This window comes from Cryobacterium sp. Hz9, assembly GCF_004402825.1.
Classification (GTDB): domain Bacteria; phylum Actinomycetota; class Actinomycetes; order Actinomycetales; family Microbacteriaceae; genus Cryobacterium; species Cryobacterium gelidum.
In genome coordinates, this window is record NZ_SOFC01000021.1 from 18,089 (window position 1) to 44,805 (window position 26,717).

General features: G+C 61.2%; 18 protein-coding genes. 6 read left to right on the forward strand and 12 right to left on the reverse strand.

Annotated elements, in window-relative coordinates:
- Positions 1-61 precede the first annotated feature (61 nt).
- The 3 genes from E3N85_RS09910 to E3N85_RS16810 form a co-directional block, all read right to left on the reverse strand.
- Entirely contained in the window at positions 62-382 is a 321-nt protein-coding gene (locus E3N85_RS09910; protein WP_134462768.1) for a transcriptional regulator, read from the reverse strand.
- On the reverse strand, positions 379-957 hold the full coding sequence (locus E3N85_RS09915; protein ID WP_134462770.1) for a hypothetical protein: 579 nt from the start codon (positions 955-957) through the stop codon (positions 379-381). Before E3N85_RS09915 ends, E3N85_RS09910 begins: the two co-directional genes overlap by 4 nt.
- Positions 958-1,441: 484 nt before the next feature.
- Positions 1,442-1,645: a recombinase family protein gene (locus E3N85_RS16810; protein WP_370289235.1), complete on the reverse strand. Its 204-nt coding sequence runs from the start codon at positions 1,643-1,645 to the stop codon at positions 1,442-1,444.
- Between E3N85_RS16810 and E3N85_RS16815 the strand changes: the two genes are divergently transcribed.
- The 4 genes from E3N85_RS16815 to E3N85_RS09940 all read left to right on the forward strand — a co-directional run bounded on the left by E3N85_RS16815 (position 1,601) and on the right by E3N85_RS09940 (position 5,054).
- Positions 1,601-1,960 (forward strand): hypothetical protein, encoded by a 360-nt coding sequence (locus E3N85_RS16815; RefSeq protein WP_241978451.1) that lies wholly within the window; start codon positions 1,601-1,603, stop codon positions 1,958-1,960. The genes E3N85_RS16810 and E3N85_RS16815 overlap by 45 nt on opposite strands.
- A gap of 768 nt (positions 1,961-2,728) precedes the next feature.
- On the forward strand, positions 2,729-3,097 hold the full coding sequence (locus tag E3N85_RS09930; RefSeq protein ID WP_134462772.1) for a hypothetical protein: 369 nt from the start codon (positions 2,729-2,731) through the stop codon (positions 3,095-3,097).
- 323 nt (positions 3,098-3,420) lie between these two features.
- The gene (locus tag E3N85_RS09935; RefSeq protein WP_134462774.1) at positions 3,421-4,035 is read left to right on the forward strand and encodes a GIY-YIG nuclease family protein; all 615 of its coding nucleotides are present in this window, start codon (positions 3,421-3,423) and stop codon (positions 4,033-4,035) included.
- A 101-nt stretch (positions 4,036-4,136) separates the two neighbouring features.
- A complete protein-coding gene (locus E3N85_RS09940; protein WP_134462776.1) occupies positions 4,137-5,054 on the forward strand; it encodes a hypothetical protein in 918 nt (305 codons plus the stop codon).
- Between the two features lie 42 nt (positions 5,055-5,096).
- Here the strand turns inward: E3N85_RS09940 and E3N85_RS09945 are convergent, their stop codons facing one another.
- The 5 genes from E3N85_RS09945 to E3N85_RS09965 form a co-directional block, all read right to left on the reverse strand.
- Complete coding sequence (locus E3N85_RS09945; RefSeq protein ID WP_134462778.1) at positions 5,097-6,326, reverse strand: hypothetical protein; 1,230 nt, start codon at positions 6,324-6,326, stop codon at positions 5,097-5,099.
- Between the two features lie 2 nt (positions 6,327-6,328).
- A complete protein-coding gene (locus E3N85_RS09950) occupies positions 6,329-6,595 on the reverse strand; it encodes a hypothetical protein (RefSeq protein ID WP_134462780.1) in 267 nt (88 codons plus the stop codon).
- A 78-nt stretch (positions 6,596-6,673) separates the two neighbouring features.
- On the reverse strand, positions 6,674-7,060 hold the full coding sequence (locus tag E3N85_RS09955; protein WP_241978419.1) for a sulfate permease: 387 nt from the start codon (positions 7,058-7,060) through the stop codon (positions 6,674-6,676).
- 195 nt (positions 7,061-7,255) lie between these two features.
- Complete coding sequence (locus E3N85_RS09960; protein ID WP_241978420.1) at positions 7,256-7,885, reverse strand: bifunctional 2-polyprenyl-6-hydroxyphenol methylase/3-demethylubiquinol 3-O-methyltransferase UbiG; 630 nt, start codon at positions 7,883-7,885, stop codon at positions 7,256-7,258.
- Positions 7,886-8,182: 297 nt separating this feature from the next.
- Positions 8,183-8,959 (reverse strand): hypothetical protein, encoded by a 777-nt coding sequence (locus E3N85_RS09965; protein ID WP_134462782.1) that lies wholly within the window; start codon positions 8,957-8,959, stop codon positions 8,183-8,185.
- 147 nt (positions 8,960-9,106) lie between these two features.
- Between E3N85_RS09965 and E3N85_RS16350 the strand changes: the two genes are divergently transcribed.
- A complete protein-coding gene (locus E3N85_RS16350; protein WP_166783925.1) occupies positions 9,107-9,256 on the forward strand; it encodes a hypothetical protein in 150 nt (49 codons plus the stop codon).
- Between the two features lie 224 nt (positions 9,257-9,480).
- Here the strand turns inward: E3N85_RS16350 and E3N85_RS09970 are convergent, their stop codons facing one another.
- The 3 genes from E3N85_RS09970 to E3N85_RS09980 form a co-directional block, all read right to left on the reverse strand.
- Positions 9,481-10,119 (reverse strand): GTPase domain-containing protein, encoded by a 639-nt coding sequence (locus E3N85_RS09970; protein ID WP_134462784.1) that lies wholly within the window; start codon positions 10,117-10,119, stop codon positions 9,481-9,483.
- A 378-nt stretch (positions 10,120-10,497) separates the two neighbouring features.
- Positions 10,498-13,989, reverse strand: coding sequence for a MobF family relaxase (gene mobF / locus E3N85_RS09975; protein ID WP_134463136.1), 3,492 nt, complete (start codon positions 13,987-13,989; stop codon positions 10,498-10,500).
- Between the two features lie 421 nt (positions 13,990-14,410).
- The gene (locus tag E3N85_RS09980; RefSeq protein ID WP_134462786.1) at positions 14,411-17,095 is read right to left on the reverse strand and encodes a hypothetical protein; all 2,685 of its coding nucleotides are present in this window, start codon (positions 17,093-17,095) and stop codon (positions 14,411-14,413) included.
- A gap of 488 nt (positions 17,096-17,583) precedes the next feature.
- Between E3N85_RS09980 and E3N85_RS09985 the strand changes: the two genes are divergently transcribed.
- Positions 17,584-23,106, forward strand: coding sequence for a DUF3320 domain-containing protein (locus E3N85_RS09985; protein ID WP_134462788.1), 5,523 nt, complete (start codon positions 17,584-17,586; stop codon positions 23,104-23,106).
- A gap of 369 nt (positions 23,107-23,475) precedes the next feature.
- Here the strand turns inward: E3N85_RS09985 and E3N85_RS09990 are convergent, their stop codons facing one another.
- Positions 23,476-26,679: a type I restriction endonuclease subunit R gene (locus E3N85_RS09990; protein WP_134462790.1), complete on the reverse strand. Its 3,204-nt coding sequence runs from the start codon at positions 26,677-26,679 to the stop codon at positions 23,476-23,478.
- Between the last annotated feature and the right edge of the window lie 38 nt (positions 26,680-26,717).

The window sequence follows — 26,717 nt, forward strand, 5'->3', positions numbered from 1 at the left end:
ACAATGGCAGGGTCCTAGGGTCTTCGTAAGCCGAACGCTAAGCGGGCTGGCTGGTAGCGGGTCAGCTGGTGGCGTCTGCGCGATCAATGATGGCCCGGAGGGAGTCGATCTCGAGTTGCAGGGCCGTGGACCCCTGCGGTGTGATGCGAACCCAGGTGCGGCTGCGTCGTCCGTCATAGCCTCGACGGGTAGACACGTAACCGGCCGTGGCGAGGACTTCGAGGTGCCGGCCGAGATTGCCGTCGGTCAAGTCGAGGTTGTCCTTGAGGAACGCGAAGTCTGCTTCGCCGGCTTCACGTAGCACCGTCATGATGGCCAGCCGCGATCGTTGATGGATGGTCTCGTTGAGGTCGAAGGGATTGACGCCATCCGATGGGTTCATTCCGAACGCCGCCGTATCGCTTCGTCTTCGCGTCGGAACTGGGCAATCCCTGCCAGCAGCAGGACCACTCCAATGGCAGCCAGAATCACACCGTCCGCTGTCATATCCGTGAACCAATACCATCCCGTTAGAGCGCGCTCGAGGACATAGATCTGGTTCTGAATGAACGAATAGCTCAGCAGTGGTGAGGCAATGGCTAGGACCAGCCCGCTAACCCACTGTCGCCGATCCTCTGCCCGCCATCCAGCCGCTAGCAGCAGGACACCGAGGAGAAAAGCCGGGCCGAGCAAGATCGATACGAGCGGGCTCAGCGAGACGACGACGACGATCACTGCGATCAGTCCATAGCGTTCGCGTCCCATTCCCAAGCCAGCTCGCGTCGCGGTCACCTTCATGACGCCCCAGAATGCGAGGGCGGCTAGCGGTGCGACCACGAAACCTACGACGCGTCCGACATCACCGAACAGCGGACTGACTGCAGCGACGACTGTGGCGATGCCAATGACCACCAACGGCAACGACGACACCCGACGGGTCGCGCGGACCTTCGTTTCCAATAATTCGATATTCGTCACTGAGAGCCTCCATTGATCGTTTACTCTGCGTTGTAGAGCAAGTTACTCTGCAGTACAGAGCAAGTCAATATCGTCTGTGTAATGGCACTTTTTCCAATGCCAACGACGGCAGCCGCGTGGCCCCCAAAATGGCTGCAAAATCCTGAGACACGGCCACCCTGACGTGCGCCCGCAAGGGGGACGCCCACCGGGAAACCAGTGTGGGAGAGCCGAATCTTGCGGTTCTGAGCGGTACCAGGAGGCCACAGTCCCGCAAGACCCGCCCGAGAAAATGCCCTTTGAAGGGGGGACAACCGGGGCACAAAATCATCGCTCCGGAGACGACTCTCAACGCGTCGTCACCCGAGGACTTCATCACGCAAATTTCGACTGGTTCACCCGCGAATGTACTTGAGCTTCACGCGCCGCGTTCGGAAAATCTTCGATATAGCGGGGCACGCGACAAGCTCAGATCTCGCGCTACCTACGTCTCCCCCGCCCAGGTTCAACGCGCGAAGCGCGGCCCCGCGGGTGCGTAGCGCTCCCGCGAGATCGTCGACCGGCTCAAGCTGCCAAGCGTCGTGACAACGAGAGTGTCACCCGTCTCCAATGCGTCCAGTGCAGCATCGAATTCCGGCCGCCGCGCCCGAACGCCACTGACTCCGTGACCGACATAGACGTCGTCGCGGCGACCGACATCGAGCACCACATCCTCGACATCCTCGAGCCAGGCCTGCGCAAGCGCCGGGAAAGACGAATTCGCATTCAGCGAGTCGCCGATGCCGCCGGCAGGCAAGCGCGCGGCAGATCGACCTTGAGCGCTGCCTGCGTCGCATTGCGCCTGGAACCGACCGCGGTGCCTGCCGTGCTCGGCCGTCGCGAGTCGGAAACCAAAGCCGAGCCCGAGGAGGTATTCAGTACCCATAACCCGCGGGCGATCGAAGTCGCTCTAAGTCACTCGAACCGGGTCGAGCACCTTTTTCATAAGTGCCTACAAAAGGCAAGTTTTTGGAATAAACGCTGAATAAACGTCAACGGCATCAGGTCTCGCGTCTGCCATGCGGACAGGAAATCCCTGGTCAAACGGAATTCCAATATGGTAGCTACGACTCGAACCCAGGGCTGATATGAAATTCGACGAATTTGTCGCGTTCGGCGGCAAACAAAAAGCCAGATCAGGAGTTGTTTTATAGAGCCTCCCGGGATTCGAACCCGGGACCGATGTACAAATCATCAAGTCTCGATGATTTTCGCTAGACAAAATCCCTGATCAATTCGATATTTAAGTAGGGCGGCCGGGACTTGAACCCGGGACCGACGGATTACACCAAGTGCTCGTGAGTCGCTCGCTCGGTGATAATGAAACATCGATTGATCTCGACGGACTTCGGTCGGACCAGGTTTTCATCGTTGCAGATGCGCTGAAAGGTAAGGGTAAGCCTAGACCGAGTTCGTGCTATCTCGATGGAATAAACGGATAATAAAGATCCGCGCATCAAGTCTTGCTCGACGCAACTAGACCCAACCGAAACATGATGCTTCTCGTACACGCTCGGCGACGCACCGTCTCATGACTAGAATTTTCTCGTTGGGGAACAGTGTTCGACGACGACAACACAGCCGGGCCCGTCACCGAGCGCATCGTCCGCCACTGCCGCCTCCTTTCTGCCACGGTAAGTACCGGCTGCGGATGTGTAAAGGCCGCACGCTCAGCACAGACGCCACGGATCGACTCAACATGGCCAGTTGCGCTGCGGTAGCGGCGTGCGGAGCCTTGTGAATTCGTTCGACTTTGCAGATTTCGACACTCATCTTCCTCGCCAGGCGCCGGAGCAGGCAGGAGGACGAGCTGCTTCGTGAGCAAGTTGCCAAATCCGAAGCCACCATTGACGCCACTCAGGAGGACTTCGACGCACTCGCTGACGCCCTGCCGCGCACGACTGAACTACTTGAATACATCGGCACCCATGGGGCCCATGCACTCGATAAGTGGCAGCAGGGTATCGGCGCCGCCCTCGTCCATTGGGCTGACCTGACAGACAACCAGAAACAGACACACCAGGACTTTGTGGCCGTTGCCTCGTGCCAGCTGTCAGTAGACGGCATCGACGCCAGCAGATTCATGACGACCGAGGGTGAGGCCCCAGAGAGCTCTTCATAGAAGCAGTGGATAAAACGATCCTCGACGCCGATCGAACGGTCCGCGACTTGGTCTGAGAGGTAGGAAGGCGATCGGTTGCGGCATCAGCCGTCCCTGCTCCGCAGCGTGTGCGCGGTCAGGTGCGACACAGAGGATCTCTATTGGTCGGAGGCCTCGACTGGTTCGCAGTTGCCGGCCCCGCATCCCTTAGGGCGTCATTTGACCGTCCCACCCCATAGCTGGCGCCTTAATGTGTTTGGTATCAGCCGGACCGATCGTCCTCGAAGTGCCCGCAGGAGATTATGGGTGAGACATCCCAAGAGCAGAAAGACCAAGCTGATCGTATGGCTCCAGACACAATATTCGACGCGGCAATCGCCAGCTTGTCTCGCAACAAGCTCCGTATAGCCGACGCTCCAACCCTTGTCCCGCCGAAACCCGGCCTCTATGCGATCTACGGCGATGGCACTGTTTGGACGACACTCGGTGTTACATCCACCGTGGACGGCGGGCCCCTCTACGTGGGCAAGTCCGAAGACGATCTTCTCGCGCGCGAGGTGTTCGCCCATTTCAACGCAAGTGCCGCCCGGAAACCCGCCACCGGATCGTCGACCGTGCGTCGCTCTTTTGCTGCCCTCCTGCGCACCGAACTGCACCTGCAATCGCAGGCGCGGAACCCCCTGAAACCCGCCGACTTCGCCAGCTACGGACTCGTCGGAAATGGAGACCTAGACCTCACGGTCTGGATGGCCGAGAATCTCGAACTCGCCGTCTGGGAAAAGCCCAAGATTCCAGAGTTTGCGCTCAAGGACATTGAGACGCAGGTCATTCATGATTGGGACCCGCCCATCAACATTCACGAGGCGCCGACGAGCCGACGCCAGTTGAAAGCTCTTCGGGAACTACTCGCACGGGAGGCCCGCGTGCGGGCCAACGTTAGCGGGACGTTCAGTGTCTGAGTTTGAGCCGGCAATGCAGGATATTGCACGGTGGCCCAGTCACGGTCTCGGTCCGCGGGTCGGTCCCACTGCACCATCCGTGGCGCCGATACTCTTTCAGCATGACCACCACCACCGAAGCAATCGAGCTGGAAACTTTGCGCGGGCCTCACCACTGTGAGGAACGGATGTACGACCTAGCGCTTAGTTTGGGCCGAGCGACTGGTCGCCAGTACCCATGGATTTGGGATTCACCACAGGAGATCGCCGAAAACGTCTATTCCAGGACGACCCCGTCGATTCTTCAAATCGGTGGCCCCGTACCGACGCGCACCACGTACCGCGTCGTCACTTGGACCGCGTTCCTTCTACTCGTGGCTTCGATCCTCGGCCTGTGGATGTGGCTGTCCGGCATTCCGATGGCTGCTCGACCTGCTCACGTCGGCTGGCTGTACCTGCCGCTCGCTCTGGTAATCGTGTGGGGTCTCACCTATTTCCTAGGCCGAGGGATCTTGGATTCCATCGTGCACAATCGAGTTGCCCGACTCGATTGGCTGTCGGAGGTTGCGTGCCGAACCGCTTTAGGTGGCATCCAGGAACGACAAGCTACGGCTTACGAGTACATACCTGGGGGATCCGGTGAAGCGTTCGACCCAAAGGGACCAGCACCACTCCCGCAGCCGTACGGCGCCTCCGATGAGGGAGCGGCAGAACTTGCCGCCTCATGGATGCGATTCCTCGGGGCCGGTGACGCTCGGAGCACGGACCCGACCACCGGCACGAACGCTCAATCGACGAACTATGTGTCGCGTGTAGACACCGGCGCTGACCTGACAGAGATCCCTAGGGTCCGTGAGCTGGCCGGCGGTGCTGCCGTCGCGAAGCGCCGGGCACTTTTCTTTTCTGCCGTCGGTTTCACCGACGAAGCACGGCAGTTCGCCGACCAGGCCGACATAGCTTTGTTTGTTTTCGACGCGACGGCCGGGACTCTAACCGGTGCTAATTTCCTCGGCGAGGCGGTGTTCCGAACCGGTCTTTGAGGCCCATAAAGCTTGTAGCGGTGGCGGTGGAACGCCGGTGAGCTATCCGAGTGGCCGTCGTTGGATTCGATCATTCACCGGGCCCAGGCCGGGTTCAGATGACATGGCAAGGCGTAGCATCGCTACCCGTGCAGCATTCTGAGCATCCTCGACGGTCAGCCCGTTTGTCGACGTGCGCTCAATGACCTCCTGCATGGCAAACTGCACAACCGTTGACTCGACGGGCACACGCGGTTTCCCCCGATGAGCCCTCGCCTGGTTCTCCATCTCCGTATCGACGACATACCGCGCACGATTGCGGTGGACCTGTGTCACGACGGTCTTCACGAGTCGCTCGAACTGCTCCTGCCGCTCCTCGCGCACAACCTCGGCTTTCGTACTCCGCACTGCCGCGGCGACGTCGCGGCTCGTCAGTAGGTCGACCCTGCGCATCCGCTCTGCGACTATCTCGACGGCACGGGCGTAGACGATGGTTTCCACCGGCACGGTCGGGAGTCCCATGCGAGCCCTGGCTTCCACGTAGGCCTCGGCGAACTCGCGCATCCGGGCGCCGTTCTTGAGTATGTGCTCGGTCAGTGACTCGGCGAACACCGTGAACTGCCGCAGGTGCTCGGGCCGCGACGGATTATTGAAATAGGCGTCAGCCTCGCGCTCATTGGCCCGGCGCTCAGCCGCGGTCGCAACGTGAACGCGCTTCGGCGGGAGGCCCGCCCGACTCAGGCTGCGCTTCAGCCGTCTCGCGGCAGCGTTGGCCTCCAGCTCGGACTGATAAATCTCCGGATCGCTGCGCCGGTTGCGCTGCAACTCAGCCCGACGCTCCTTGTTGCGCCCGGCCCACTGCCGGGTGACCTGCTTCGTGCGCTCGGGGTCCGCATCCCGCCTCGCCGCGGCCCGAGCGTTCACCCCGTCGCGGTGAGCCTCGTAGTAGCGGTTGTAGTACTCGCGCACTTTCTCGCGGTTCTCCGCCACCCACCGCTGCTGATACTCACGCCGACGCTCCAGATGCTCCACCCGCCACCGCTTCGCCCGTTCCCTCCCCCGCGCCCGCACCTGCGCCTCACGATGCCGACGAGCCGCGGCCCGACGCATCGAATCCCGATTCAGCTCCCGGGCCCGGTCGAGATGTTCCGACCGCCAGAGACGATTCAGCTCGCGGATCCGGTCGCGGTTCGCCGCCACATACTGACGCCGCTTCTCCGTCCCTTCATCAATAGACGGATGCTCCGCCAGCGCCTTCCGCGCAGCGGCGCCTTCCTCAGATGGACCGTTCATGACTATTCAGCAGGCGGCGGAGCCAGCTCAATGACCAGGGCAAGGAGTTCCGAGCGATGCGCCGTCGGATTCGTGATCACACGCCCGACCGCGACGCGGAGCCGCGCGGCATTCTCATCCGCGATCCCGGCGACGGGTTCCAGGCAGTACGCGATGTCGTTCTGCAGGTTGGGGACGTCATCGTCGACGGCGACCTCCGGATAGTAGAACAGCGCAGCCAGCGCGGTGCGGCTGAGCAGGTCGTCGAACTGCTCCTGCGGGATCGTCATTGTCGAACCTCCTGTGGGCGGACCTGTGTGTGAGCCAATCATGCCGCTATCAACAGGTACGCCAGCCCAGACGTGCCGTTAGCCGTGCCTCAAAACGAGTATGGGCTCGTCGAAGTGCTCGACGTCGTCGGCAAGCAGCGTCTTGGTCATGCGACGGCGTGCCACGGCTTCGCGAACGCGTACCGCCATCAGCTTCAGCAGGCTGATCGGGCCGATTAGAAGAAGCTTCAGGGTGTTCCAGAGACACAAGATCACGAGCAGGTTCAGCCAACCAGGCCCGCCAGCATCGATCTGCGCTCGGCAATAGATAGCTGCGAGCGCATACGGAACGGCGAGCAGCATTGCCGGTACACCCCATTTCAGCCCGCGCCGCGTGTTGATGGCGTCGATCACGATGGCGGTCGGCATGAACCGCCGCAGGAAGAAGTAGCTGCGGGCAGTGGCGGCCAGAATGAGTTCGAACATGGCACGGCCTTTCAGATGTTCGGCAACAAGAACCTGAAGGACTGAAAGTCATGCCACCGCAACGAGCGACGGCGCGTAATAGAGGTTGCCTACCAACACCGTAGAACCGGATTCCCACAGCCGAAAGTGCCACGCACATTTCAGAGTGGATGCTCCCCCGCGCGTCCCAGACCAGCTCAAAAGAAGACGCCCCACTTATTTCAAAATGAACATTCCATCGGGAGACTCCGGCCGGGGCGATTCGCCGGGTGCGGCGTACACGCTGACGGACCAGGCGGAATCTCGTGAATAGTGGCCAAGATGCCAATCCGAGAATCTACGCATAAGCTCGAGGCCAGTCGCGCCACCGGCGTCATCTTGGTCCTGCGGACCGCCACGACTCTGGCTCGACGTTCCCACCACGAATGTACCGCCGGGTTTCAGTAGAGCGCTCACCTGCACGAAAGCCCGACGCAGTGCGTCGCCTGAGAGAAACGCTGCAACGTTTCCCGCTATCAGGACCATGTCGTAGGTGTCTAGAATTCCCAGCCCAGCGAGTCGTACTGGCGAGAGTTCCTCCACGCCGAGTTCTCGGTACCAGTCTGAGTCGAAGTTATCGAACGCCACGTTCAATACCTCGGGCGTGGGATCGATCCCGAAGGCGGCGTGGCCTCGAGCACGCAGTCCGTTCACGGCCGATCCGTGCCCACAGCCGATGTCGAGGATCGTTGAACCGCGGGGAGCGAGCATATCTACGAACCGGGCATCAACCTCCAGATCCGTCCCATCGATGATGTGCTGTCGCATTTTGGCGGCATACGTCGCGAACTGAAGGTTGAGCTTCACCCTTCGAGCTTTCCATACTCGCGGTATGCCCTGACCCGTCACGGCGAGTAAGAATCATCGGGCGGAGCGACCACACGCCAGGGCTCACGCCTGCTCAGCGACAGGCTTCGCCGCCCTCGGGGCACCGGAACGAGGAGTGAGGCTCAGTCCGCTGGTCCGCCCGAAGCAGTGACGTGATTCCGGAGCGGTCCCGTTGCACCGCGACCGTGCCGGCGTGCTGGCGCCACACAGCGGATGCCGACCCGGGCGGTACTGCGGCGGAGCCGGAGGCGAGCGCCCGGCGTCAGCGAAGATTATCTAGAAGGCGATCTCAATCGTGATCTCGATGCTACTGATTGACTCGGCGGTCTTCGAGAAAGATGCCCCAATGTCGACTGCTTTCACGGGGCCAGCATTAGCGATCTTCAGAGCACTCCGAAGGTTGGCGGCTGACTCGCGCGTGCCACTTAGCGTCACTTTGTAGTGGCTGATCGGATTCGCTCCCGTGCGCATTTCGACCAAATCTCTCAGTTGCTGGTCGTTCGACAAATTCCGCCGACGCAGGTACACCAGCGCATCCTCTGGAGCCGGTTCCGCGCCAGGAAACTTCATATGACCCTCAAGTCGCTCCTCGAGCTTCTTGCTGACCTCTTTGCTAATCTCTGCCTCCGCACCGCCCGCTGGAATCTTCGCCTTGACGCCCGCGCCAGATTTAGCAACAGTGTGGGCAACCTTTGCGTCGACGACGTGGATCTCACGAGCTCCTAGCAGTCGGGCGACGTTCGCGAGCGCGTGGTACTTCGCGCTGGCGAACGATTCAATCGCGTACTCAGCGAACTCATAGCTCGCGGTCTCGTAGGGGTTTCGGATCAGGAGCGCCCCGGAGATTAGCTGCCCGGCCGCGAGCAATACCTCGCGAATCGATGCGCTCTGCTGCTCGTTCACTTCAGCTCTACCCGAATACGGGATGACCATCGCGTCGAGGTCTTCCAGAAGTGTCACAGAATCCGGATTCTGCGAAATCGCCCGATATAGGCGATCATCGGCGACGAGAACCGACCTAGGCAGGGCACTCATTCCTTCAATATTTGCCATGAACTTCTACTCCTAACGAGACCAAGAATGCGCAGAGCCGATGATGTCGTCGGCAGAGGCGCAGCTCCGAGCTACCCAAGCAATTGTCACGACCATCAGCGCGATTGAAACCGCAGACACGACCCGACGCTTTGTGCGGATACTCCTATGCTGGCGCTCGCCAAGGACGAATCCCGCTTCAATGATCCCGACGTCACACTGTCGACCGATCGCAGAGACTGTCTCGCCGGCAAGCCGTGCTGCAGTCCCGCCACCATCGCCCAAGTCAGCAGCATCTACGACGATGACTATTGGTGAGGATCTAAATTGGCCACCATCGGCAACTTTGAGCTCGAGGCGTATGAGCCCTCTCCCGTACCTCACTTCGACCTCGCCCACTTGATGGGGCATGGTTGTGAAGTTCAAGGCGATGGCCCTCTCACGAAGGGCTGTGAAGATGGGCTCATCGGGCGCAACAGCCAGCCCATTTGCTGCCGCGTCGATGCCCTGACGATCGGTCGCTTGCGCGTAAGCGATGATCATCAGAGTCGCGCCCCCAGACTCTTCACCAGTGCGCTGGCGTCCATGTTGGTTATGAGGCCGCCGACGACCAGGCCCGCGTTGTTGAGCTTGACCGAACCAATCTTGATTGGGCTCGCCGAACCCACAATCTGCCTAAACTTTCCAGAGTTTTTCCGGAACCCTGGATCTTTGTCTGCCCAGGTTCCGATCAAAATTATCTTTGGGCACGTCGAATTTTCGGCGTCCATCCAGTCCTTAAACATGTCAAGGTGCCCTTTCACCATATCGATTTCCAAGGAATTACCCTGTGCGATCAGGTCTGAGCGGAATAGGTACCAGACGTAGTCTGCTCCGGAAAAGGCTTCTTTCCAGACGGTAAATCCGAGGCCGTCGTTTCCCGGAAGATCTTTCGGAACAGCGAACTCAACCATTTCACCGCCGACTCCCATCGTAAAACTACCGCCACGAATAGGATCAACAGTCTTCCAAGTCTGGTCCGGAACTTTACCTTCGCGCAGGAAATAAAGAAGGCTCGTCTTTCCAACCTTCTGACTGCCCAAAATAGCGACGCGCTGCCCTGCAACCCTCTTGCCGAACCTGGTTAGGACTGCAGCTATCCCTCCTGCCGCCGCGACTAGAGCAACGATGGCAATTACCACGGGGATAAGCGGAAGCGGCACGCGAACTTCCCTTTCCATCAGTAGCCCTCGCGGATACTAAGGCCGATGGCCTTGAGCGCGGGGTTGGCGAGGCCTACATAGACCGCACGTTTTTCCCAAGCTTAGTGGTGCCGCGCGATGACGATATCCGGCGCCGGCTGGCGAAGTTCCAGCTCCTACTTGATCAGAATTGGTGGCTCATATCGATAGCAAATAGTGCCATGTCAGCATCAGAGCCCGCAGCACTCACGACGATTTGACTGATCGAATCGAACTCCGCCTTGACGTCTGAATCACGACCGGAGATTATGCGCCCATGACCCTCAACACTGCGTGTTTGGCTGAAGATCAATGCATACGGATTCACTATCCGATGAGCTACCTCGTCCATCCGGGGGCGAGACGTGACGGGGATGCCACGGGAGTCGAACTCGCAGCGAAGCGATGCGCTGCCTCAAGAGCGGTGCGAGCGCGCGCGGCGTCGAGCTTCTGAGCCGTCGACTCCGGTACCGCGCCGAGCGGGCGAGCACCAACGATGCCGTAGCGGTCTCGGTAGGCCGCGACGGCGCATCCGTTTTGATGCCACAGGACGGCGGCTGAACCGCGCGGCGCAGCACCGAGGGCTCGAGTCCATGGCTCCCCCGCGAGTATCGCTTGGTCGAGCACGGTGGCCGCCCGCGTCTCGATCAGCCCGGCGCGCTCGGCCAACGCCTGGTGCATGGCAGCATCCATCGGCCCGAGCGCACGCGGGATCAGCCCGGCGACAACCCGCGGAGAACGGCGCGTTCGACCCGCGCCGGTATCCCGCGACACCACTGCCGCCACCCGGGCTCGCAGCACAGCCGCGATGTCCTGGGCATCCTCGAACCCCCGGGCCGCGACCACGCGCGGCAGCAAGGTAGCCACGTCGACGAAGTGGGCCTCGGCTCGCCGCAGCTCCGCGGTCAACGGGCCAAAGGCATCCGACTGGACCACCTCTAAAGCCTGACCATGCGCGAGACCGCTCGCGCGCACCAGCGCCACCCACCGGTCGTGCTGCGCGGCCGCCGCCAGGGTCTCGTACTCCGCCGCGAGTTGCGCCACCGAACCCCAGGCATCCTGCTCGGCCGCCAGAGCCTGGTGCGCCGACAGCTCGGCGCCGACGTGCTGCAAAATGCCACAGAAGGTGCTGCGCGCCGTCACGTCCGCGGTGTCTCCCGGTCGCGACCCCACGTGGGCAACATCGGGCCGGTCGACGGCAACATAAGCGTTGTTTGCCTCGCGACCCCGCGTCATCGCGACGTACAGGTTCTCGCGCGGCATGCTCGGCGCGACCACGACGTGCGCGGTGTCGGTGGTGATTCCCTGCGCCCGATGCGAGGTGACCGCGTAGCCCAGCTCGACATGCTGCGCGACGTACGACGCGGGAAGTAGCACCGTGCTCCCCCACCGCCGCCCCTGCCGCTGCACGTCGACCGAACCGTTGCGCTGCACGCCGATCACGTTCCACCGGTCGCCGTTCCGCACCCAGCCTCGCGACGCATACAGCCGCCGGTCGTTGCGCCGCGTGATGACCGTGTCACCGACGCCGGCGCGGGTCCCGTCGTGCAGGGCGACTTCGTGCAGCGCGTCGACCCGACCCTCCAGAATTAGTTCGGTCCGAGCGCGCACGTTCAGTGTGGCGACGGCCTCGTTCGAGTCGCTGATCAGCACGGTCGACTTGCCCGAGCGGATGTCCGCCCGCCACGCCTCGTAGGCGGCATCCGCCATCGCCTCGGTACTGCCATCACGCAGGCGGTCGTGCGCGGCGTATAGGTCGATCACATGGGCGTTACCCTGGCGCAGTCCAAGGGAGGCTATCTTCTCCCACTCGTGCACGAAGCGGTGCACGTCGATGAGTTCGGGCGCATCCGCTCGATCGTGCACGAGCAGTGAGAACGCGCCGCCCGCGTCGACCGACTGCAGCTGGGCGTAGTCGCCGACCAGCAGCACCTTCGCGCCCGCATCTGAAGCCAGTGCGGTGACCCGATCCAGCGGCATCGTGCCCGCCAACGAGGCCTCGTCGATGATCACAAGCTGACCGGCCCGAAACGACAACCCCTGGTCGATATGGGACTGCCACCACTTCGCCAGGTTCTCCGTCGCAATGCCGAGATCCGTCGCCAGCACCGTTGCGGCGGCGGCCGAGGGAGCAAGCCCAACGACCGAACCGGTTCCATGCTTTACCTCCCACGCTCGCCGGAGCGCATTCATCGCCGTCGTCTTGCCCGCGCCGGCCGGCCCCACCAGAACGTCGATCACGCGGCCCGAACTGGCGACAGACGAGAGCACCGTGAGCTGGTCCTCGGCAAGCCGCCCACCACCCGGCAACCGCGGAAACGCGGCCGAACCGAGCGCGACGCGTGGAGCGGTCAGATCAGCAGCACGCTTGAGCAGCCGAGACTCAGCCTCGAGTAACTCAGTCGAGGTAAACACGTTGGAGTGCCTCGGCCGAAACACCGACGTCCCGTCCTCCCTCTGAAACGACACGGGACTCACGGCGAGCTCTGGCGGCGTGAGGCGCAGGGACGCGCGCTCGGCAGCATCCACTATGAGGCCGACGACGGCTTCCCGATCGGATGCCGACGCGAACCGGTACGGCATCGTTTGGCGCGCGGCCTCGGCGGTGAGATTCCAGTGTCGCCAGGTGGCGCGCTTCTCGCTGACGGCCGTCATCACGCCCCGCCCGAGCGCATCCACAGCCTCGCGCGGCAGATCCTCGGCACGCAGCAATGAAGGAGACGAGCTGGCGACCGTCAATACGTCGTGCCCGAGTACGCGTGCAGCGCGCTCGCGCCATGCCGCCGTGAGATCGGCCAGCGAGTGCGCCTGCTTCGCCGGCCGAGTGGCGAGCGTGGCCTGTGCGCGCAGCTTCATGATCGTCACCGGCCTCGGACGCCGCCCATGACTGGTCACATACTCCTCGATCAGCCGGTCCGTCTCCACATCGATGTGCCGAGACCGCGTCGAGAACTCCGCCACGAGCACCTCAGGCACGCCAATCAATGCCCACGCGGGGTGGCGATCTCGCCCCCGCTCCCGCCTCTGCCATTGCACGCCGAGTGACCGCGTGAGCTCGTCGGCAAACAGGGATTCGTGCAGTTCAGAGAGCGCCACCACGGCCTCGTGCATGGGCCGGCCGTCGAGCGAGCGCCACTTGCCGTCGAGCACGGTCTGCACCTTGTTGCTGATCACGACGTGCGTGTGCAGGTGCGGGTCGCCGGCCCGGCTGTCGAAATGATCGAACGCCGTCGCGATCAGCCCGGTCACATCCACCTGCGCCACGGCACCGCCCTGCGCCGTCGTGCCGGTGCGCGTCGCCGCAACTTCACGCTCCATGTACGCCAGCACCTCGGCCACCGCCGCATGGTGAGCCTGCACGACGCGCATCTGCATGGCCGCGCTGCCAACACCCCAGAGGATGCTCGCCGACTTCGGAATCGAAAACGTAAAGTCGTAGCCGGCGACGGCGCGACGCCGCCTCTCGTCCGGCTGTTCCAAAGCGGATGCCGCGGCCCGCTCGGTTACGCCGCGCCCGTCATCAAATAGCTCGCCTGGGGCTCGATCGCCGGCGGTGCGATACACGGGGTATGCGCGCCCGAGCGCCTCACCGGTGACAGGGTCGCGGCCCAATCCGATGAGCAGTTGCAGCTGGGCCTCCGTGACGACGTCGCCTTGAACGATGCGTCCCTCGCCGAGGCCGCGGAGGCCACCGCCCATCCATCGACCCGGAGGCGTGCCCTCCTCGGTGTAGTACCGAGTCAGCGGGGTCGACAGCAGCCGTTTGCCGTCACCAGCGGCGACCGAGCGCAGCAGGTATTTGTACCCGTCGCCGGCACTCATCACCCGCATCGACACCGTCACCGCGGTCACCTCCGCCTTCGTGACGAAGGTGTGCGCCCTCGACACTGCCATTGGTCTCGAAGATGTCTGCCACGACCGCAGCAAGTGATGCAGCGCCCAACTCCATCCTCGGGCTCATCGGTCAGTTCATGACCGGGCGGAAGCGAACCTGCTGCTTCGCGTGGGTATCGGCAGTGCACTAGCCCGCAGACTACTCCCACCGAGCTCCAAGCGAATTCCGCACTATTTCACCAAGGCATCGTCGCGATGAGCGGCCGGAATCGGTCATCTGGGGAAGCAAACATGTGGGCATAGTCGAATTTGGGTAACGGGGATGACTTCGGAATCGCAGTCCATGCAGCGGTATGCGCGGTTTCGATCGAGGCGCTCCGCGCGCCGGCTCAACCAGCGGGGATGGTCGCCGGTGAATCTACCGAGCCTTGTACAGTCCAGCGATTCCGGTGAGGAAGAGCCCGAGCAGTACCCAGGAAAGGGCCTTCAGCGCCGTGAAAGCAGCGACGAGCCAGAAATCGTTACTCACCCGCCAGGCCGCAGACTGGCCCGTCAGCCCCGATTCCAAGGAGGGGACAACGATATCCACTGCGTAGAGCCCCGCGTAGAACGGAGGGTAAGCGTCGAGTATCGGAGTCGTCGACCCGGTGTGAATATCCTCCGTCGCGGCGCTGATCTCTACTGTGTCCGTGGGATCGACCACCACCTCTGTAATGGCGGCTGATCGATCGGTCGGGGTAAACGAGTCGGGAAAGGTGCCCCCGATGCTGAAAGCGATCACGTACAGCACGAGCAACCACGCCATGGCCAGCGCCGGCCAGTACCCGTGACCGATGGTCACGCGCGTCAGGTTCCGCCAGACGGCCGCGGACATCCCCTTCCGCTGCTTCTTGAGACGCTCCGTGGCGTGAAACCTCAGGTGCCGTCCGGCTGACTCGTGTCCCGCTCGTTCAAACACATCGGCAAGCGTGAGCCAGGGCTGAACCCTAAACTCGCTGCTCGACGCATGATGTTTGGACTCGTCCAGCCAGTCCCTGGCTACGCGCCAGTTGCCGTCAAGAACCCCCTCGACGGTGCCGATCGTGAGTTCCCGGGTGCCCGCGATCGACGGTATTCTCGCTGCTCGAGGCACCCTCCGCCAGTCGCGAGACACGCCGCGCAGGTCCCGCAGCCACCGTCTCCAGATCGAAGCGGAATCCGCTTGGGGCGGCGCCACTTCCAGATGCGTGATGACTGCCCGGCTGAGATTGAGACGGCCGCCAATGGACTCCCTTTCCCCAAGCCGCAATCGGCGCACGCTGGCAGATTCCAGATCCACCGTCACCGGATCGATCTCGGCCGACGGGGCAATCGTCAACCCGGCCAGGTCGCAGGTAGACCTGACTGACGCCTGAACGGCGCTCAGGCGGCCATTGACGGTCAGGTTCACGACCTCGAATGATCCGTCGACGGATATCCCGTCCACGACAATGTCCCCCACCAAAGCCAGAGAAGACTGCGCCCGATCTTCCGGAGCCATGGCCACCGGCACCCGCTCGATGCGCAGCGTTCCGCCGAGGGTCGCTCCGACTAGCGAGACACTGCCAGTGATCTCACGCACGGTGAGGGAGACATCACCGACAACGTTCGACTGGTTGAGAGACAGCGCCCGGGCGGTCCCAACCTTGGCACGGGTCAACGCCTCGGGTGCGGCGTCAAGTTGGAATCCGCTTTGCTTGGTCGTTGCCAGCCCCTGGCCGTGGTGACCGGACCAGTTCATCGCAAAGAGGATGCGTGCTGCCCGCTCCCGCATCGCGGCGAGCAGGTGCTCGTGCCACGTCGTGAGCACGCTTCTGACGGTGAGCCCGTCTGCGCACACCGCGCCGATCACGCTGGCCTCAATGCTGACACGTCCCACGACATAAGCATTACCGAGCAGCAGGTTGCCGCTGATTCGTACCCGGTCAAGGACCACGGCGCCCGAAATCGTCGCGAAGTCCAGCTCCGCGTCGCCGGTGCACGTGCACGACGTGAGGTCGAGGGCCCGACCCTTGGGCGCGACGACGGACACACCCGTCATACACAGTGACCTGAATTCCGCTCCGGCCAGAGTGACACCGCCCTGTACGACAAGTCCCGCCATCTCGAGGCCGCCGTCCGTTACCGAACCGAACAGCTTGAGGAGGGTCTCCGATGGTGCGGCAACTTTCAGCGAGATCGGGCCGCGACGCTCAATGGTCGATCTCATCAGTTCAATGGCACCGGACACACGCGCGTAGCGAGCGGCCACGATGCCGCGCACTGTCGCATTGCGCATGAATAACCCGACGCTGATACGCGCACCATCAAGACTGATGGCTTCGTGCGATTGGGCGCAGTAGAGGTCTGCGCAACAACTGATCATGGTTGCGTCATCGAGATTCAGATTGCCGCCGATGGTGGCGCCGGTCGCGCTAAGACCGCCTTCCAGCGCCGCCCGCTCCAGATTGCAGTTGCCGACGATCTGGGCTTGATTGAAGCTCAGACGGGGGTTCGGTGTCTCATCAGACTCCTCAGTGGCGGGGGCGTCACTCCCTGGTCGCGACACCAAAATGATGTCACTGGCCATCAGGTTCCTCAACGTGGCGAAGTCCAGATCCACCAGACCGTGAAAGTCGCTGCACCGCAGGTCGAGGCGCCGCGTGATCTCGGAGTATTCCAGAAACACCGAGCCGCAGACGATGGAACGATAGAGAGCGAACACCGGAACGTGAAGTCCTGATCCATCAATGTCGCCCTCGAAGTAGCAGCCCTGGAACATGATCGGAAAATCCGTGGCGATGCCGTCAAGATTGAGATTGCCCGTCACCCGTGCGCCGCGGATGCTCAGGCCGGTAGGGTCGGCCTGCAGCCCCGCGGCCAAGATTGCAGCGCGAATGTCTCGTGCACGCACCACGGGCAGGCGCAGAAACTGCTCAGCGCTCAGGTTGTCGTCAACGTCAGCCCAGTTCTTGCCGCTGGGATTGAAGTAGCCGTCCGGGGCCGCGATCGTTGCCCGAATCGACTCGACGACGTCATGATCGGGGAGGTGCTCCGGGCTCGGGCCACGGGGTACGTCCGCTATCGTCGATAAGTCAATTGCCATGATGGCTCCCCCACAAGTTTCCGTTCGGCTCTAACGGTACGTTATAGCCGGGCCGCACCGGGCACGACGGCGACCAAGTCACATGGCACTGGGCACCCTGTTCGGTCGGCACGCTGCAACGGGCACTGCAAGACGGGAACTCACCTGGTTGGAAGAGCGTATCGTGCCAAAAGCAACCTAGAAGCGACCATTCAGGCTTAGTCGCACGGCATCCATGCACAGCCAACGGCCTTTAGTCACTGATCTTTGGCGCTGAGTTGGTCCTGTACCCGACACTTGTCACCGGGCAGAAATCCGTAACCTCCGGCACGGTGCGAGCGTGCGAAGGTGCCTCCACCTCGATCTGCAAGAGGCGTGGGATCATACTCTGACGTTGGAGTCAGGGCTGGTGGTCGGTGCGCTGACAAGCCGGATCAATCGGATAGAGCGTCTTACGAATTTGTCCATGGCGAGTCCTGATGACCGTGCCATTGCATGGGTAGCAATGCGTGCCCTCAGCCATCGCGGTATCGTCATTTAAGTACAAGAAACGCGTGGGGGACTTTGTGGACGACGGACAAGACAAGTTGAAAGTTGCGCTGCGACAATGGCGCGAGTCGTTAGTGAATATGAGCGGGCGAAACCGCTTGCTCAACTACCGACCTACGCGATCGTCGACTCTTGAATTCGCGGGCCAAACGTCCCAGCAGGTATTTGACCTAATTTCAGCAGATGACGGAGCGTTCACGGTGGGTACTAAGCCTCCGGTGAGACCCGTTCCGATCTCAGACCATGAGGATGAGACGCAGCTCGACGAACAGGTGCTCGACACCATAGAGAACTTCGACTACAGCAAGTTTCCGCACCGCCTGTTCGCCGATAAGACTCAGCGCGACGTCGACCGCGCTCTGAAGAATCTTGCCACGGCAGCAAAACGCGAATTCTTGGATAAGGGCCTAAGCATTCTCTATGTTGCTTTCGGCGCATTAGCTTGGATTGATGACTCGGGTGACTCCCGCCGCAGCCCTCTCTTATTCGTTCCGGTTGAACTTCGAAGTGACGGTCCAAAACAACCGCACAGGTTGTTTCCCTCGTCGGAAGACAGAGCGGGAAACCCTGCCCTCGAACTAAAACTTCGGGAATTTGGCATCGAACTCCCGTCCACGGCCGCTATTGACGAAACCATCGACACGTCTGGGCTTGCCGCTGCTCTAGATCTCTACCGCGCTCTTGAACTTCCCGAAGGGTGGAGAATCGAGGAACTCGCATCACTCTCCAACTTCATGTTCGCTAAAGAGGCGATGTTCCGAGACCTGGAATTGAACGAGGAACGCATTCTTGAAAGCCCCGTTCTAAAGGCCATTGCATCGGCTCAATCTGACTCGGTCGAACAATTTGCCTTTGACATGCTTACCGACGAACAGGTCGACGCTTTGGCACCCCCGGAGACAGCACATCTCGTCTTGGACGCTGACTCTAGCCAGCGCGCCGCCATATCGGCGGCGCGGGACGGCAGAAGTTTTGTGCTCGATGGGCCGCCTGGCACCGGAAAAAGCCAAACGATTGCAAATATCATCGCGGCTCTCATCCATGACGGCAAGCGCGTACTCTTCGTTTCGGAGAAGGTCGTTGCCCTCGACGTCGTACGAAATCGGCTAAATGACCGCGGTCTCGGCTCGTTTATTTTGCCGCTGCATAGCCATCGAGCGGTACGAAGCGAAGTAGCAGCGATGATGTCGACAGCTCTCACTCAAAAGCCAGCACCTGCCGGGCGCGCAAAACCACTGACGCGGATCCGCTCAGAAGAACTTCGCGAGTCGCTCAACCAGTACGCCAGAGCCATGAATGAGATCCGTCTGCCCCTTGAGACGACCGTCCACGAGGCCCTCGGCGAGCTGGAAGTAATCGGGGTCACCGGCGAGTCTCCTGCCCCAACATTTCTGGCCAACCTGCTGGATCCGAGCCGACTATCTGAGATTAAGAGGGAAGCCGCAAAAGCGGCTCAGTTCTGGCGCATTATTCGCTCCGGTAAAGACAACTTGTGGTGGGGCATCAAGGAAACAGACTCGCTTCGATATGACGTTGAGGCGGCCCGACTTTCTCTTAATAAGCTGGTACGAGAACTCAACGAGAGGTTTCCCCGCAGGGCCGTGTTCGGATTTGGCCGCAACGCACAGTGGAAGCAGACGCTCGAGCTTGCCGGCGTATGGCATGGACACCATGATCAACTCGGCTTGGATTGGCTCTCAAAGCCAAATCTTCAAGAAATCGCCGTCTCAGTCGAGGATTATGCACGTGCAGTGAGTGCGAAACAGGAGGCGAGCACTACAGCGGAAACGCTCTGTGGAACGGCCTGGAAAGGCATCCCTGTCAGCAGAAATACTAAGAATGGTATCAGCGCCGATCTCCGCACTCTCATGCCCCAGCTTGACGAAGCGTCGAGGAGTCAACTACTTGAGGGCCAAGAGGCCTTTGCTGCCGCCGCAGACACTCTGTCGGGAATCATCTCAGCGACGGAGTCGCTTTCTGTGCTCGTCGGACTGCGCGCCCCGAAACTCGTAGTCGGACTAAACGCATTTCTAGCGGCCATCGATGCTCTCTTATCTGCAGACACTCCTGTCGCCTCGTGGCTGGCCTCCCCCGAGGCACTCGCTGGCGTGACGACACAAGCATTTTCACTCCGATCGGCAAACATTCTTGAATCGGTATCAAAGCTGGCGGCCCTCGAACACTTCACGAGCGATGTAGAACGCCTCGACGTGAAGTCTCTTTCGAACAGACTTCACGTGAACTCCACCCTCACGCGGCGATTCAGCCGCGAGGCTCGGGCTGATCGACACATGCTGACGGACGTTTCGCGCGGAGCGATCAAAGAATCAAAGCAACAACTTCACCTAGCCCGCGCCTGGCAGGACCGCCGAGAACTAGTTTCCTCATTGGAAGAGCACTTGGGTGGAAATCTTGGACGCTACAACACCTCGGATGCAGGTTGGGCTGCAGCCAAAGCCGCGCTGGCCGCCGGCAAGGTCATTCTCGACTCCTCCGAAATATATGACGCGGCGTCACTCCGCCAAAGTTTGCGCGACGAATCGATTCGAGCCCAGTGCAACGTGCAGGCCGCGATTCTCAGAGAGAAACTGGCGATGTGGCGCACCCTGACTGGAGACCACAACTCTTCTCTCACCCCGGAGACGACCCAAGGAAACATAGCTGACGTTCGAATCTTGCTGTTCAAGGCTGCGGCGGAAATAGTTTCTGTAAACAAAGACCTCCGAGAGGTCTTTGCCGCAATCGGGGATGATTCACAACTCGGACAAGCTTGGGCTGCTGTCGCGGTGCTCACCGCAGCACACACCGAAGAAGCCAGCTTTGAGACTGCATTAGATGGATTTCGAGCGGTCATCGGACCGTTAGACGGTGCCACGCCGATGCGCAATATTGCCGCACTGCGAGACAACCTCGAATGGGCACAAAAAGTTCGCCAAGCCACAGCGACGAATTCGACGCAAGCGACTTCACTGGAGCAGGTATCCGCTCTGGCTGAATCAACGGTGTCAGATGAACTCAACCTTGCTGGCTTGGAATGGGAGAGTCGACTCGCGACCCTCCAACAGCACTTCACGACGGACCGAGCAGAACGGCTGCCTGCGGAATTCGACGATCCCGATACTGGCCCGTTACGCCTTCTGGAGTTCGCGAGGGAGACAGACGGTCCCGACCTCTGGATGGCCGGTGACGCAGCGCGGAGCCGGCTGGTTGAACTTGGCCTGGAAGGCGTTCTGCAAGCACTTATCGACACGGATGTGCCGCCCGATGAAATCAGCGCTCGAGTTACGAGTGCTGTACTGAGCCATTGGATCAACTACCACCTCAAAAACGATGAGCGCCTTGCTACTCGAATGGCCGAGGACCGCGACGATCTTGTCACCGAATACAGGCGCATCGACCGGGATCTCATTGTGGACGCCAGCAATGCGATCGTCAGTGCTGCATCATCGCGCTGGCCTACGACCGCGTACGGTCAGTCGGCGCTAATTCGCCGAGAGGGCGAGAAGAAGCGCCGTCATATACCTGTTCGAGATCTGGTCGACCAAGCGCGCGACGTTATCCAGGCCATTCACCCGTGCTTCATGATGAGCCCGCTGGCCGTGTCGCAGTATCTACCCAGCGACATCGAGTTCGACGTAGTTATTTTCGACGAGGCCAGCCAGGTGCCTCCCGGCGACGCAATCAATTGCATCTATCGTGGCAAGGCCCTGATCGCCGCGGGTGATCGACGACAGCTGCCGCCAACATCGTTCTTCGCTGCGGGAGCGGTCGTCGATGAGGATGCGGAAGAAGAGGATCTCGCCAATGATTTTGAGTCAATTCTTGACCTTATGAAATCGAGTGGAGGCTTCAACAGCCTCACGCTTCGGTGGCACTACCGCAGCCGTCACGAGAACCTTATTGCGTACAGTAACCATTCCTTCTACGACGGACGACTGGTCACCTTCCCAGGCGCGATCGATGAGGACGAAAACCTCGGCGTTAAGTTCCATTTCGTGGATGGCGTGTACAGACGATCAACCGGGCAAGACAACCCGAAGGAAGCACTTGCCGTTGCCGCGAGAGTTCTCCACCATTTTGACGCTCGACCCAAGGCGAGCTTAGGAGTTGTTGCATTCTCTGCGGCACAGCGCGACAGCATTGAAAATGCCATCACAGTTGCTCGCGCAAATCGTCCCGATCTCGATCAATATTTCAAGGATGACCGCCTCGATGGGCTCTTCGTCAAGAGCCTTGAAGAGGTCCAAGGAGACGAACGCGACGTCATCATCCTGTCAATTGGCTATGGTCCCGACGAATCGGGAAAGGTCTATCGAAACTTCGGACCAATCAACCGCAAGGGCGGCGAGCGACGTCTCAACGTGGCTATCACCCGCGCTCGGCAACTCGTCGAGGTCGTTTCATCAATGACAGCATCCCAGATTGGAGAGACGGCCAGTGAGGGAAGCCGACACTTGCGTCGATACCTAGACTTCGCAGAAAGAGGGACAAAAGCCTTAACTCTCGAACTGGGCCCCGAGGATCTTGGAACGGATTCCCCTTTTGAAGATTCGGTGATCGCCGCTATTAGCAGTTGGGGATACGACGTTCAGCCTCAAGTCGGCGTTGCCGGATTCCGCATTGATATTGGAGTCAAACACCCCAACGCACCGGGAGTATTCATGCTTGGGATCGAGTGCGACGGTGCCATGTATCACTCCTCCCGCACAGCACGAGATAGAGACAGACTCCGACACGAAGTATTGGAAGGACTGGGGTGGCAGCTTCATCATATTTGGGGCACAGCTTGGTATCGGCACCGTGAACGCGAACTTACCAAGCTGAAAGACCTTTTGGAGGAGAGGAGCAATGCCCCCGTAACTGGACGCCTCACTTCTCGTGAGCTTCTGAAGAAGCCACCTGTCGTTGTGGAACGCTTCGAAGCATCAATTCACGTTAAGTCAGACAACCCCGCGTGGGTGATGCCATACATACCAACAAAGCATGGCAACTTTCCAAGGGGACTTGACCTAACTCAAGCAAGCAGCCACGGCATAGTTCCATTCGTTCAAAGAGTTGTTACAGCCGAGAGCCCCGTGCACTTCGAGGTCTTGTGCGCACGGCTTCGCGAGTATTCCGGTATAGGCCGCGTAGGCCACCGAATTCGTGCCTACTTGGAACAAGCGGTGCACCTGGCCGGAGTGGAACGAGACGGCGACTTTCTCCTTTCGAGAGGCGAAAACGTCAGCGCCATACGGCAGGCATCCGCATACCAATCAAGGCCCGCAGAGCATGTACATACCAGCGAAATGGAATTCGCTGTTCGCAATATCATCAATGATGCTCGTGGAGCCACGAAGGCGGAGGTAATCGAAGGCGTGTCCCGGGCGTTCGGTTGGAATCGAACCTCGACAGCCATCGCCGCAATCATCACGACATCGATCGATCACCTCATCGCTCGCGGCGATCTCAAAGAAACAGGTTCGGGGATCAGCATCGCCTAATTCCGTCGGTCTAGGAGTGGGCGCTGTCGCACCCGTCCAAGAGAACTAAGCAATTCGAGGGGACACAGCGCAACACATGGATAACAACAACATTGAGGAATTCACCTGACCGATCACGAACCTGCTTCGCGGCGTCTACAATCACGCTGAATACGGCAAAGTCGTGCAATGCAGCCGACACATCCTGCGCGCGTCGCCCACCTTCTGCCTTTATTTCCATCGGAAAGCCCGCTGTCGTCAAGCTTGGCACGACTACCTTCAAGAACGACCCGAATTCGCCGGGTTCGCCGACCCTCCGAACCCCCTAGGACTGGGATATCGTAACAGCCCCGATCGGAGTTGTCCTCCACTGTGCCCGAAACGCGCGTGTTATTCCCTGGCCGCTGCAAACCGCAGCGCCATCGACTCCATTTGTTCCATCACCAGTTTGATCGCGCCGGGCTGCTGGTCGGGCGGGTAGCCGTTCAGCACGAGCAGCCGCTTGATCGACGAGCGCAGCTTGGCTCGCACGTCGTCGCGCACGGTCCAGTCGGTGCGCACGTCACGGCGCATCACCTGCACCAGGCCGCGCGCGATGTCGGCCAGTTTGCCCTTGCCTTGCAGATCCACGGCGGACTCGTTCTGCGCCACCGCGTCGTAGAAGGCCAGCTCATCACTGGTCAGCGCCGGCGTGAAGTGCGAGCCACGTTGCGACTCGGCGGCGACCTCGCGCGACATCTCGACGAGCGCGGCAATGACCTCGGCGGAGGTCAGCTGCTGGTTGGTGTACTTGTTCATCAGCTCGGTGATGCGCTGCGAGAACGCGCGCTGCCGCACCATGTTGTTGCGCGTGGATGCCACGGCCTCCTCGGTCAGCAGCTTGCGCAACGCTTCAATGGCCAAATGCGGGTTGCGCGCCTGCTGCGTCTTGGCCACGAACTCCGGCGTCAGGTCACTCAGCGACGGCTTCGGCATGCCGGCCGCTTCGTAGATGTCGAGCACCTCACCCGATGACGTCGCGGACATGATCAGCTCCCCCAAGAGTCGCTGGATCTCCTCGGGGATGGGCTCGTTGCGGGACTGCCGAGCGAGGGCATCCGCTTTGGCCATCCAGACCCGGATCTCCTCGTAGATCTGCACCTCGGGGCGCAGCACAGCCAGGTTCTGCGACCCCGAGCACAAGGCCCAGGCCCGTGAAAGCTGCCCCGAATACCTGCGGTACTTCACCCCGAGGGTCTCTTCACCCTCGGCGATCTGGTTGCCGGGCGTGCCCGGTGCACGCAGATAGTTCACGGCACCGGTCACCGCGTTCAGGTACGCCTTCGGTCCGGCCTTATGCAGCACGGCCTTCCAGTCGTACCCGGCCATAATCCCGCGCAGGGTCTCGACGAGCGTCTCGGTGAGGGCTACCACCTCGGCGATGTTGCGGCCGAGCGGCTTGCCGGTCTGGTCATCCGCTGTGTATTCGGCGAGCGCCTTGGCCAGGTTCTCGGCGAGCGGGGCATAGGCCACGAGCAGCCCGTCTTTCTTGCCGCGAAAGGTGCGGTTCACTCGCGCGAGCGTCTGCATCAGCAGCGCGCCCTTGAGCGGTCGGTCGAGGTAGAGGGTGTGCAGGGGCGGCGAGTCGAAGCCGGTAAGCATCATGTCTTTCACGATCACGAGCTCGAGCGGGTCGTCGACGTTCTTCAGCCGCGCCTTGATGACATCGTTCTGCGAGGTGCGTCGCACGTGGTTTGAAACCGGCGGCTGGTCCGTGGCATCCCCGGAATACACAACCTTGATGACGCCTTGGTCGAGCGCAGCAGAATGCCAGTCCGGCCGCAGCGCAACGATCGCCTCGTACAGCAGCGCGCAGATCTCGCGGGTTCCGCCGACGATCATGGCCTTGCCGGGCGCGTCGATGAACTTGAACATGCGGCTGCGCCGGTTCTCCCAGTGCGCCACGATATCCGCGGCGAGCGCGGTAATGCGTTCGGGAGCACCATATACCGCGTTGACCACGGCCACGCTCTGCTCGATGCGGGCCCGCTCGGTTTCGTCGAGTCCCTGGGTGGCGTCGTCGGCCGCCGCGTCGAGGGTCTCCTCCGTCACATTGGCTGCCAGCGACACCTTGATCAGCCGTGGCTCGAAATACACCGGCACGGTCGCGCCGTCGTCGACCGCGCGACTGAGGTCGTACACGTCGATGTAGTCGCCGAACACGTCCTGCGTGTTGCGGTCGTCGAACGAAATGGGAGTGCCGGTGAACGCGATGAGGGTCGCGTGTGGCAGGGCGTCGCGCAGGTGGCGGGCATACCCGTCCAGGTCGTCGTAGTGACTCCGGTGCGCCTCATCGACGATGACGATGATGTTGCGTCGGTCCGACAGCAGCGGATGCTCCATCCCGGCATCCTTTTCCGCCTTGCTGATTCCAAATTTCTGGAGCGTGGTGAAGAAAATACCGCCGGTGTTGCGCTCGCTCAGCTTCTGCCGCAGGTCGGAGCGTTTGAGGATCTGTTCCGGCTTGCCCGGCAGCAGCAGGCTGCGATCGAACGAGGAGAACAGCTGCCCGTCGAGCTCCTTGCGGTCGGTGATCACCACCACGGTCGGGTTCTTCAACTTGGGGTGCAGCGTCACCAGGTTGGTGTACAACTCCATCTCCATCGACTTGCCCGACCCCTGCGTGTGCCAGACCACCCCCGCCTTGCCGTTGCTCGCGACGGCCTGTACGGTGCTGGCGACAGCCTTGTTCACCGCGAAGAACTGGTGCGGTTTGGCGATGCGCTTGGTGAGGCCGTCGTCGCCCTCATCGAACGCGGTGAAATAGGTGAGCAACTGCAGAAAATGTTCCTGGTCGTACAAGCCGGCCAGAGCGGTGTCGAGCCCTGTGACCGCGTCGCCCATCAGCGTGGTGCTGTCTGGCGGCACCGGAACGCCAATGTCGTCAACGTTCCACGGCGAAAAATGGTTGAGCGGAGTGAACGGCGTTCCATACGCCGCCGACTGCCCGTCGGAGGCGAGCGTGAACACGCAGAACCGAAACGCCATCGGAAATTCGCGCAGGTAGGTCTGCAGCTGGGCGTGCGCGGCGGCCACGGTAGCCCGCTCGCTGCCCGCCTTCTTCAGCTCGATGATGCTCACCGGCATGCCGTTGCAGTACAGCACGAGGTCGAACCGCCGCAGGTAGTCCCCCTGGCGTAGCGTCACCTGGTTAACAGCCAACCAGTCATTTTGCGCCGGGTCAGAACTGATCAAGCGGATGCTGGGACTCACCTCGGTCCCGCTGGCATCGAGGTAGCTGAACGGAAACCCGTGCACGAAGTACTCGTGCATGCGCTGGTTCTCGGTGATCGCGTCCATCGACTTCGGCGCCGTCAGTTCGGCGAGCGCCTGCCGCAGATACTCGACCGGAACGGTCGGGTTTAGGTTGCGCAGCGCCTCGAGCAGACGCGGGCGAATGAGCAGCTCACTCCACGACTCGCGCTCCCCCGTGCCCGGCGCGATCTTCTCCCCGTGCAGCGGAAGCCAGCCGAGCGGCTCTCCCAGCTGATCAAGCGCGAAGTCCTCCCACGCCGCTTCGGACAATCCCTGCGGTGTCAATGTCGTGATCGTCATTGCCTATCCCCTCAATACCTTGACGCTGGTGAAAGCTA